The sequence below is a fragment of the Rhodococcus sp. P4_E4 genome (assembly GCF_056401575.1).
Map to the genome: position 1 here is coordinate 228,018 of NZ_JBFUJB010000012.1, position 10,456 is coordinate 238,473.

9 protein-coding genes are annotated in these 10,456 nt (G+C 62.5%); 5 read left to right on the forward strand and 4 right to left on the reverse strand.

Annotated elements, in window-relative coordinates; all coding sequences use genetic code 11:
* Window positions 1–2 precede the first annotated feature (2 nt).
* Genes AC1DVN_RS15810 through AC1DVN_RS15820 form a run of 3 tightly spaced genes read left to right on the forward strand, consistent with a single transcriptional unit; the run spans window position 3 to window position 3,720 of the window.
* Entirely contained in the window at window positions 3–941 is a 939-nt protein-coding gene (locus tag AC1DVN_RS15810; protein WP_003945514.1) for a GNAT family N-acetyltransferase, read from the forward strand.
* Window positions 938–2,053 (forward strand): o-succinylbenzoate synthase, encoded by a 1,116-nt coding sequence (menC, locus tag AC1DVN_RS15815; RefSeq protein WP_031332867.1) that lies wholly within the window; start codon window positions 938–940, stop codon window positions 2,051–2,053. The genes AC1DVN_RS15810 and menC overlap by 4 nt, the downstream gene beginning before the upstream one ends.
* A 47-nt stretch (window positions 2,054–2,100) precedes the next feature.
* Complete coding sequence (locus AC1DVN_RS15820; RefSeq protein WP_020968527.1) at window positions 2,101–3,720, forward strand: PucR family transcriptional regulator; 1,620 nt, start codon at window positions 2,101–2,103, stop codon at window positions 3,718–3,720.
* A gap of 71 nt (window positions 3,721–3,791) precedes the next feature.
* Here AC1DVN_RS15820 and AC1DVN_RS15825 read toward each other — a convergent pair whose 3' ends face one another.
* From AC1DVN_RS15825 to AC1DVN_RS15835, 3 genes are all read right to left on the reverse strand, one after another.
* Complete coding sequence (locus tag AC1DVN_RS15825) at window positions 3,792–4,688, reverse strand: serine hydrolase (RefSeq protein ID WP_020906342.1); 897 nt, start codon at window positions 4,686–4,688, stop codon at window positions 3,792–3,794.
* Between the two features lie 190 nt (window positions 4,689–4,878).
* Window positions 4,879–5,514 carry a ScbR family autoregulator-binding transcription factor gene (locus tag AC1DVN_RS15830; protein WP_097387833.1) on the reverse strand — a complete coding sequence of 212 codons (636 nt, stop codon included), beginning with the start codon at window positions 5,512–5,514 and terminating at the stop codon, window positions 4,879–4,881.
* Between the two features lie 238 nt (window positions 5,515–5,752).
* Window positions 5,753–6,181, reverse strand: a complete 429-nt coding sequence (locus AC1DVN_RS15835; protein ID WP_019747035.1) for an HIT family protein — start codon at window positions 6,179–6,181, stop codon at window positions 5,753–5,755.
* Between the two features lie 87 nt (window positions 6,182–6,268).
* On the opposite strand from AC1DVN_RS15835, the gene AC1DVN_RS15840 reads away from it, so the two are divergent.
* Together AC1DVN_RS15840 and AC1DVN_RS15845 are read left to right on the forward strand one after the other, a co-directional pair.
* Complete coding sequence (locus AC1DVN_RS15840) at window positions 6,269–7,510, forward strand: bifunctional glycosyltransferase family 2/GtrA family protein (RefSeq protein WP_097387832.1); 1,242 nt, start codon at window positions 6,269–6,271, stop codon at window positions 7,508–7,510.
* Window positions 7,507–9,657: an ArnT family glycosyltransferase gene (locus tag AC1DVN_RS15845; RefSeq protein WP_477994010.1), complete on the forward strand. Its 2,151-nt coding sequence runs from the start codon at window positions 7,507–7,509 to the stop codon at window positions 9,655–9,657. The genes AC1DVN_RS15840 and AC1DVN_RS15845 overlap by 4 nt, the downstream gene beginning before the upstream one ends.
* An 85-nt stretch (window positions 9,658–9,742) precedes the next feature.
* Here AC1DVN_RS15845 and AC1DVN_RS15850 read toward each other — a convergent pair.
* A partial coding sequence (locus AC1DVN_RS15850; RefSeq protein WP_477994011.1) for an HNH endonuclease signature motif containing protein occupies window positions 9,743–10,456 on the reverse strand: 714 nt, incomplete at its 5' end.

Here is a 10,456-nt window from a genome sequence, read left to right on the forward strand (position 1 = left end):
CGATGACGTCGCCGAACAATGTCCAACGCAAGACCGTTCAACCATTCGGAGGTGTATCGCCTTCACGGATGCGGCAAGCAATCAGCCAGGCCGAGCAAGCCGCTCTGCTTGCATGTGTGACTATCGAAACCGTCACCGGGCATGCCGAGTTGGAACAGGTATTCGGTCTGTTCGAGAAGGTATGGCAGCCGGAGAGCGGCAACCCTCCCGTCCATCGGGACATGATGAAAGCGCTCGCGCACTCCGGTAACTACGTCGCCGGCGCTTTTCGTGGCGGAGATCTGATCGGCGGCTCGGTTGCATTCTTCGAGGAACCGCAACATCGTTCGTTGCATTCACACATCACGGGGATCCTGCCGAACGTGCAGAACGGGCACATCGGCCTCGCGTTGAAACTGTTCCAGCGAGCGTGGGCACTGGAACGAGGAATTCTCCACGTGCGGTGGACTTTCGACCCGCTCGTCGCTCGCAATGCCTACTTCAACGTCTCGAAACTCGGTGCGTTCCCGATCCAGTATCTGCCGCGTTTCTACGCGCCGATGAACGACAGTCTCAACGGCGGCGCAGACAGCGACCGATTGCTGATCGACTGGGAAATCGGTAGCAGCAAGGTTTCCGACGTCGTCGCCGGTTCGGGAGAGGTCCCGACTCCTGAGTCGTTGGGAGCGAGCGAACTGTTGTCGATCTCCGAAGCCGGCCTGCCCGTGTTGAAGTCGACCAAGAATCGATTCGTCACGGTGGCTACACCGAATGACGTGTACACACTGCGTAAGTCGGACCCGGCGGCAGCGAACGACTGGCGCCTGGCAGTCCGCGAGACTCTCGGGGGTGTGCTCGCCGAGAACGGAGTGGTTCTCGCAGTCACCAGGACCGGAAAATATGTACTGGACCGTGCGCCGGGAACACAGGCAGGCAGGACAACAGCGGAGGTTACATCGTGAAGATCGACGGAGTTGAATTACGCCGGGCAGCAATGCCGTTGAAGGCGCCGTTCCGAACCTCGTTCGGCACGGAGACCACCAAGGACGTGTTGTTCGTCAAGGTCGTCACCTCGGAGTCGGCGGGCTGGGGCGAGTGCGTTGCGATGTCCGAGCCTCGCTACTGCTCCGAATACACGGACGGCGCCGCCGAAGTCCTTCGTAAGTTCCTGATTCCGTCTCTGGGCGAACTCACCGATCCCGACGTGCACGCACTGAGCGCGACGATGGAACAGTTCGCCGGACACCCCATGGCCAAAGCGGCACTGGAAACCGCATTTCTCGACGCCGAGTTACGGGCCGCCGGGACGAGCATGTCTTCGTACCTGGGTGCAGTAGTCGATCGCGTACCTGCGGGTGTTTCGGTGGGTATCAAGAATTCGATCGACGAACTGCTCGAAGAGGTAGGCGGGTTCCTCGACGCCGGATACCTGCGCATCAAACTGAAGATCGAACCGGGCTGGGACATCGAGCCGGTTCGCGCAGTCCGCGAGAGGTTCGGCGACGACGTACTCCTCCAGGTCGACGCGAACACCGCGTACACCCTGGCTGACGCGCGCCATCTCCAGCGGCTCGACGACTTCGACCTCCTGCTGATCGAGCAGCCGCTTCCCGAAGAGGAACTGCGTGGCCACGCCAGGCTGGCCGAGATGATGCGGACGCCGGTCTGCCTCGACGAGTCGATCACCTCCGCGAAGGTCACCGCCGACGCTCTGGCAATCGGTGCGTGCAGCGTGGTGAACATCAAACCGGGACGTGTGGGCGGTTATCTGGAATCGCGTCGTATCCACGACGTCTGCAAGGCCAACGGAATTGCCGTGTGGTGCGGCGGAATGCTCGAGACCGGAATCGGCAGGGCTGCCAACGTCGCCCTTGCCGCGCTCCCCGGATTTGTCCTACCAGGCGATACGTCGGCTTCCGACCGGTACTTCGCCGAAGACATCACCGAGCCGTTCGTACTCGACAACGGTTACGTGAAGGTTCCGGAAGGGCCGGGCATCGGCGTCGAACCGATCCCTGACCTGCTCGAAGCAATCACCACGTCGGTCGAATGGATCGGCATGGATCGGCTTTGACGAATCACTATGACACACTTCGTTCACAGGACGAAGGAGTGATAGACGTGGGCACCGTACGACCTCGCATCAGTTTGGTGCGGCTTCTCGAAGACGTGGGAACTACGGTGCTGAACCCGGTTGTCGGCGACCCGGAGGCGGTCCAGGAGATCGCCTCGGTGGTCATTCACGACCCCGACGACGACTCACCCTCGACACCGGACTCCATGGTGCTGCTCGTCGGCATCACCGGAGGCGAACGTATCGCGGAGTCCGTGGCCGGCCTGGCCGAGCGCGGAGTACGCGTGGTGGTCGCGCGAGTGACCACCGAGGTCAGCGATGCCGACCGTGAATCCATCATCTCCTCCGGCGTTGTCGTATTGACCTTGGCGCGTGGAGTTTCGTGGGTTCAGCTCACAAGCCTGCTTCATTCGGTGCTCTCGGCACGGAACGAAGTCGGGCACATCCACTCGCGCGGAGGTGGACCGGCCGGCGATCTGTTCGCTTTCGCCAACGCCGTCAGCGCACTTCTGGATGCGCCGATCACGATCGAGGACCGAAGCTCACGGGTCATCGCCTTCTCCGGACGTCAGGAAGAAGGTGACGGTCCACGTATCGCGACCGTTCTGGAGCGCCAAGTTCCTGACCAGTACATTCGAGTGCTCGAAGAAGCGGGAGTCTTCGACCGGCTCTATCGCAGCGATGATCCGGTGTGGGTTTCGGCCGAGACCCTCGGTACAAAAATGGGTCGTATCGCCGTGTCCATCAGAGCCGGCGACGAGTTCCTCGGCTCCATGTGGGTGGCAACCGGTGAGCCGATGTCCGAGGACCGGATGCGTGCACTGCGCGATTCGGCCGGGTTGATTGCACTGCAGATGTTGCGGTTGCGCGGCGGCGCCGACGCCGAGCGTCGACTGCGCGCAGACCTGATCGCAACCCTTCTCGACGGTGGATCCGGTGCGGTCGACGCGATGAATCGCCTCGGCCTCGGGACCGGTCCCGCACTCGTGATGGCATTGGGCCGCAGGTCTTTCGAAGGATCGTCGAAGCCGGACGACGCAGCCCATGTGGTGCGGCTGACCGACGCTCTGGCCATGCACCTGGGCGCGGTCCATTCGCAGTCGGCTGCTGCTCTGGTCAACGGAACCGGCTACGCGGTGCTGTCAGTGCGAGGGCATTCCCCGGCAGAAGCCGAGCTACAGGCGTTCCGTGTGGCCTCGGACTTCCTGGACCGAACCGGAGCGTCCGGCGACACGATCATCGGGATCGGCCGGGTCGTGACCAGACCGGCGCAGCTGAGCCGATCGAAGCGCGACGCCGAACATGCCCTCGAAGTGTTGTTGGCGGGACGAGCGTCGGGCAGCGTCGCCACCTTCAGTAGCGTCCACGTCGATGCCATCCTGTTGGAGATCGCGTCGGAAGCTGCAGCCGAAGGGTTCTCGGACCTCGGACCCATCGAGGCGATCGCCAGCCACGACGCAGCTCATGCGACCTCGTTCGTCGACACCCTCGATGCGTGGCTCAACGCCTTCGGTGACGTCGGTGACGCCGCGGCGTCATTGCACGTACACCCCAACACCTTTCGGTATCGTCTCAGCAAGTTGAAGGGTATGGCCGCGTTGGATCTGGACGATCCCAACGTCCGCTTCCGGTTGATGGTGCATCTTCGTCTGCGCGGTCCACGCTAGCTCGAAAGCCGAAAAATGCGGGTCGCACTGATTTCTCAGCGCGATCCGCATTCTTTGTCAGTGGGTTCAGATCAGCTGTTGTTGCGAAGTGCTTCGACAGCGATGCGGCCGACGGTTCCGATGGAGGCGTCGATCTTCGGGGCGCGGTGGGTGAGCTCGTGGGACTTGGTGAAGACACCGACGGCGTAACGCTTGCCATCCGGGTACGCCACGACGCCGGCTTCGTTTCGTACCAATCCCAGCGTTCCGGTCTTGGCGGCGACAGTGACCTCGTCGGGGAAACCGGACGAAAGGCGATGCGGCCAGACCTGCTTGCTCATGATGGTTCGGACTTCTTCACAGGCCGATGCGGGGCCGGCTTCGTCCCTCCAGATTGCAGCCAGCAACATTGTGATCTCACGAGGAGTGCTGGAGTTGGAGCGGGCCGGATCCATGACGGAAATTGTCCGAAGAATTTCGATGGGCGGCATTTCCAGCAAGGTGCCCTTGTCGACACCGAGGTCGTCGTAGACCGATTTGAACAGACCACGGCAGTCACGGACCAAGTTGGTCTTCTCCAAACCGAGCCCGCGCAGCGTTGCGACGATGTTGTCGAGTCCGAGGCGTTCGTACAAGAAATCCGTGGCGGCGTTGTCGCTGAAGCTCATCATGAGCAGAGCGAGATCTCGCCAGCTTGCGGTCACGTCGTCGGCGCAGCCGCCGATACCGATGCCGCCGGAGCGGAACTCGGCGGTCACCGTGGCGTGCTCGGTCGGATCAAGGGTGCCGGCCGCAACTTCACGGGCGTACTGCAGTACAACAGGAATCTTGAAAACGGAGGCGAGGATGACACCTTCGTCAGCGCCGTAGCCGAACTCTTCGCCGGAATCGATGTCGCGTGCGTGGACGAACGCATCGGTCTTCGCTTCGGCGAGAACAGCAGCGATCTCCTGCTGTGCGCTCTCAACGTACGTGGCGGTTTCGGTCATTCGAGAAGCCCTTTCGTCGGTATCCGTATATCTGGGTTATTCGTGGATCTGACGATAGTGAGTCGACGACGGGGGGTCTTGTACGAATCGACGAAGGTTGGCGCACGGTTCGGTGCTGATACGCCGAATCAACCGATTGTCAGGGTGTTCCGGGGGTCAGGGTGTTCCGGGGGTCAGGGTGTTGCGGGGGTCAGGACGCATAAGTTTCGAGGCGACGTCCGACCAGGTCGGCGACGTCGGTCCGACGCTTGTCCGAGACCACGCCTGCCAACAGGATGGTGAACAATTCGTCGATACGGTCGTTCAAATCGCTTCGTCTGGTGAGCACGTTCGAAACCAGTTGAATGCCGGTGAATGCCGAGATCGCCACGCGACCCACCGATTCCGGCTCCACGTCGTCGCGGATGTCGCCTTCGAGCTTCGCGGCCTCGGCCAGTTTTCGAAGCTCGCGGATCCACACGACGTACGGGCCTTGCGAACCGTCGGCAGAGGCCAATTCGAGGGTAAGTCGGACTCCCGCACGAACAATCGGGTCCGCGACGAGTTGGCGGCCCATCTCGTGGCACACCATGACGAGCTGTTCCAGTGCCGGTGCGCCCGTGGCTGCAACTGCGGTGAAGGCAGTGATCGACATCTGGTGCTGTTCTTCGATGACCGCCTGAGCCAATTCGTCTTTGGACGAGAAGTGGAAATAGACCGCGCCCTTGGTCATCTGCGCCGCGGACACGATGTCATTCATGCTCGTGCTGCCGTACCCCGTGACTTCGAACCGATCAGCAGCGCCTTGAAGAATCTGTCGGCGACTGATCTTGGCACGTTCCTGCATTGCTCCCTTGTCCTCCGACTGTTAACACGTGAACCAGTTTTAGGGCCCTAGGTCCCGGACCAGCGCCCCACGGTAGCAGCGAATCTCGTGCTCGCGCGACAGCGCGAAACGGACTGTTCGGTGTGCAATCGCAGGTCACGGTCGGTAGGAGTGACAAATGCGACCGCCGCAACCTCCGTTGGAGGCTGCGGCGGGGAGTCCAGTTATCGGCCAGCGAAATTCGGTCGAAGGTACGGGATCAACGAGTCGAGACAGTTGCCTCGAAGCCGAGGTCGCGTAGCGCCGACTTGAGTTTGGTCTGCGCCTCGTCGAGAGATTCGGGTGACGGCGAAGTATCGGCGCCACTGATGTCGAAGTTCCCCATGTCGTATGCGGGGAAGACATGAACGTGAAGATGCGGAACTTCCAGACCTGCGATGAGGAGACCCGCCCGAGGCGCGTCGAACGCCTTCCGCACAGCCTGACCCAGGGTGCGGGCAACCGCGGTGACCTTGGCAAAGAGTTCAGGATCCACGTCCTGCCACTGATCGACCTCGGCTCGCGGTACCACGAGTACGTGGCCCTGCGTTACCGGCGCAATGGTCAGGAACGCGACAACGTCGTCGTCCTCCCACACGAAACGTCCTGGTAGATCTCCGTTGATGATGGCGCTGAAGACTGAAGGCATACCCCGAGATTAGCCCGCGTCCGGTTGCCAGGAAACTCCCAGGCTGGACGCAGGTTCGTCGGAGCCGGCCCGACAAATCTAGGACGCATGACGACAGAAGCCATGCAGACCGCGGGCAGCACGGACGCAGGGGAGCTTTCCGCGACGACTGTAGTGCTGGACGTGGTCGTCCCGGTATACAACGAAGAGGCCGGCCTGGAGACGTGCGTGCGGCGCCTGCGCCGGCATTTACGCACACAGGTGCCATTCTCTGCACGAATTACCATCGCGGACAACGCCAGTGTCGACGGCACGTTGGCACTCGCACGTTCCCTCGCCGAAGAATTCGACGACGTCCGGGTCGTCCACCTGGATGCGAAGGGCCGTGGTCGAGCACTGCGGCAGGTGTGGAGCGACTCCGATGCCGACGTGGTCGCGTACATGGACGTCGACCTCTCCACCGATCTCAATGCCCTGATGCCGTTGATTGCTCCGCTGCTCTCCGGCCACTCGGACATCGCCATCGGTTCCCGGTTGGCACGTTCGTCGCGCGTGGTACGCGGCCCCAAACGCGAGTTCATCTCACGTAGCTACAACCTCATCCTCCGAAGCGCACTGCATGCTCGCTTCTCCGACGCTCAGTGCGGATTCAAAGCCATGCGAGTCGATGTTGCGCGGCAACTACTTCCGCTGGTGGAGGACACCGGGTGGTTCTTCGATACCGAATTGCTCGTGCTGGCCGAGCGAGCGGGCATGAGGATTCACGAGGTCCCCGTCGACTGGGTGGACGATCCGGACAGTCGGGTGGACATCATTGCCACCGCAGTTGCCGACCTCAAAGGTGTGGTCCGAGTCGGGCGAGCACTGTCGACCGGTTCCCTTCCCTTGACTGAGCTCAGAGCGAGTTTCGGACGTGAACCACTGGTTCCCGGAGTTCCTCGAGGAATGGTCGGGCAGCTCTCGCGCTTTGCCGTGGTGGGAGTCATTTCGACGCTCGCGTACGCACTGCTCTACCTCGCACTGCACTCGGTGATGGGTGCGCAGTGGGCCAACGCCGTCGCATTGCTGGTGACCGCGGTATTCAACACCGCCGCCAATCGAGCCTTCACCTTCGGGATCCGCGGGTCGGAAGGATCCGCCCGTCACCAGATGCAGGGCCTGCTCGTGTTCGGGTTCGGTCTACTGCTCACCAGCGGATCGTTGTTCGTTCTCGACGTCATGGCGCCCGACGCGTCCAAGCACGTGGAGCTTGCCGTACTCGTCATTGCCAATCTTGTTGCCACAGTGAGCCGATTCGTCGCGCTGCGCTGGGTTTTTCGCACTGCACAATCCGTAGGAGCCAATCGATGACCGCCACTGCAGAGACACTCGCCGCGCCGCTGCCGGCGCCGGAACCGCAGCGTCAGGTGCGCTGGGAACCGTGGGCGCTCGGAGTGTTGTTGGTGGGCACCGGAGTCGCCTACATCTGGGGCCTGGGCGCGTCTGGATGGGCCAACTCGTTCTATGCTGCTGCGGTTCAGGCAGGTTCGGTGTCGTGGAAGGCCTTCTTCCTCGGTTCCTCGGATGCTGCCAACTCGATCACCGTCGACAAGCCGCCGATGTCCCTGTGGTTGATGTCGCTGTCGGTTCGCATCTTCGGACTCAATTCCTGGGCGATGTTGGTGCCGCAGGCACTCCTCGGAGTCGGATCGGTTGCGCTGTTGTGGGGAACGGTTCGACGGTATTTCGGTGCGGCCGCCGGCCTCCTCGCCGGCTTGGTACTTGCGCTCACACCCGTAGCGGCGCTGATGTTCCGGTTCAACAACCCGGATGCCCTGCTGGTGCTCCTGATGATCGCAGCAGTGTGGGCGATGATGCGCGCCGTGCAGGACGGTCGCACCCGCTGGCTGGTGTTGGTCGGTATCTTCTGCGGATTCGGTTTCCTGACAAAGCAATTGCAGGTCATGTTGGTAGTTCCACCGCTGGCGCTCACTTATCTGATCGCCGGACCGCCGAAACTGGGTAAGCGCGTACTCCAACTGTTCGCGGCACTGGGCGGACTGATCGTCTCCGCCGGATGGTGGTTGGCAATCGTCGAACTGTGGCCGGCCGACTCACGTCCGTGGATCGGTGGTTCGCAGAACAATTCGATTCTCGAACTGACACTCGGCTACAACGGGCTCGGACGCTTGAGCGGCAACGAGACCGGAAGCGTCGGCGGCGGCGGAATGCGCGGTGCTGGTGATGCTGCGGCCGGTGCTGCTGCGGGAGGCTTCCCCGGAATGGGCGAGGCCGCAGGCGGTATGGCAGCGGGAGGCATGGCACCAGGTGGTGGGGCCGGTGGCGGTATGTGGGGGAGTACCGGCATTACCCGACTGTTCGAATCTGCCCAGGGCGGACAGATTGCCTGGTTGATTCCTGCCGCACTGATACTTCTGGTGGCCGGAATCGTGCTGCGAGGCAGGGCTCCCCGCGCTGACACACAGCGCGCTTCATTCATCGTCTGGGGACTGTGGCTGTTGGTGACCGGATTGACCTTCAGTTTCATGGCGGGAATCTTCCACGCTTACTACACCGTTGCGCTGGCGCCGGCGATCGCCGCACTGATCGGCTCAGGATCCGTATTCGCTTGGCGTCATCGTGACGTCCTCTGGGTTCGCCTCGTTCTGGCAGTGTCGTTGGCCGCAACCGTCGCGATGGCGTGGGTACTGCTCGGACGCTCGCCTTCGTTCGTACCGTGGCTTCGCTGGGCGATTCTGGTCGTCGGCATCGTCACTGCCGTGGCAATGCTGATGCCGGCAGCGACGCGAGGTCGATTGGCTGTGGCAGTGATCCTCGCGGCGATCTTCACCGGTCTGGCGGGTCCGACTGCGTACGCGATCGACACGATCAACACTCCGCATACCGGTTCCATAGTTTCGGCCGGACCGAGCGTCGAAGGTGGAATGGGCGGGCCGGGCGGTGGTCGCGGAGGATTTGGCGGATTCGGCGGCACGGCTGACGGCGGGAACCGTCGGACTGACGGGGCTGGCACCGGAACGCCGGGAACGCCCCCTGCAGGAATGGGTCAGATGCCCGGTGGTGCAACAGCTCCGGGTACCACCACATCGACCACCGACGGAACGCGGGGCGCAATGGGAGGCGGCGCCGCCGGTGGTTTGCTTCAGGGCAGTACACCGGGAGCCGCGGTCGGGTCCACACTCGAAGAGAACTCCGACCAGTTCACGTGGGTAGCCGCGGCAATCGGGTCCAACAGCGCATCGGGCTATCAGCTTGCGACGCAGTCACCGGTCATGGCTATCGGAGGGTTCAACGGGAGTGATCCGTCCCCGACACTCGCGCAGTTCCAGCAGTACGTGGCAGAGGGCAAGATTCACTTCTTCATCGCTGGCGGTGGGATGGGTGGCGGTATGAACGCCGAAGGCACCGCTACCGCCATCTCGACGTGGGTGACCGAAAACTTCACCGCCACAACGGTGGACGGGGTGACTCTCTACGACTTGACGGTTGGGGGCTGACCAACATGAACGCACGCCAGGTCCGCATCGGAGGTGCTCCCCCCGATGCGGACCTGGCGTGAAGTTGTATGTCTGAGGTTCGTCCTCAGGTTTTGAAGGTGGTGTTCGCCGGCCGCGGGTGCTGCTGCGGGTCGATCGAGGGTGGTGGGATGAACCAGGGTTTGTTGTCGACCCCGATGCGGATTTCCCACTTCCCGACGAACCCGGATTTCCGGTGCATCAGCCGATGATGTGAACGGCACAGTAGGACAAGGTTGTTCATCACGGTCGGCCCGCCGTTGGCCCAGTGCCGGATGTGGTGTGCATCGGTCCACGCGGGCACACATGTGCAGCCGGGGAAGGAGCAGCCTTTGTCTCGGGCGATCAGCGCCACTCGCTGCTCCGCGGTGACCAACCGTTTCCCGGGTTTCGCATCGAGCGGCGCCCCGTGACCGTCGAGCAGCACAGTCGAGAGGAAACAATCGCACCCGAGGAGTCTGGTCTGCGATACCGACAGTGGCCCGAGCCAGGGCATGTGCCCGACATCGAGATCCGACACAGCCATTCCGTCATCAGTTGGTGTTGCGGCGCAGTCCCGATGCTCCGCCAAATCACGAGCATTGATGTGCACGTTCACGTGCGGACGCTGGCCACCGTCGGTGCCGGTTTTGGCGCAGTCGAGGTAGCGGCGAATCAGTTCGGTGAACCCATCCGCCGTCCGCTTCGCCGCCGACCGAGAATCCGGAGTTCCATCCGGTGCCGGGGTCGGCATCGTCAGATTCGACAACGCCGACAGCAACATTTCCCCGGTGAGAGCATC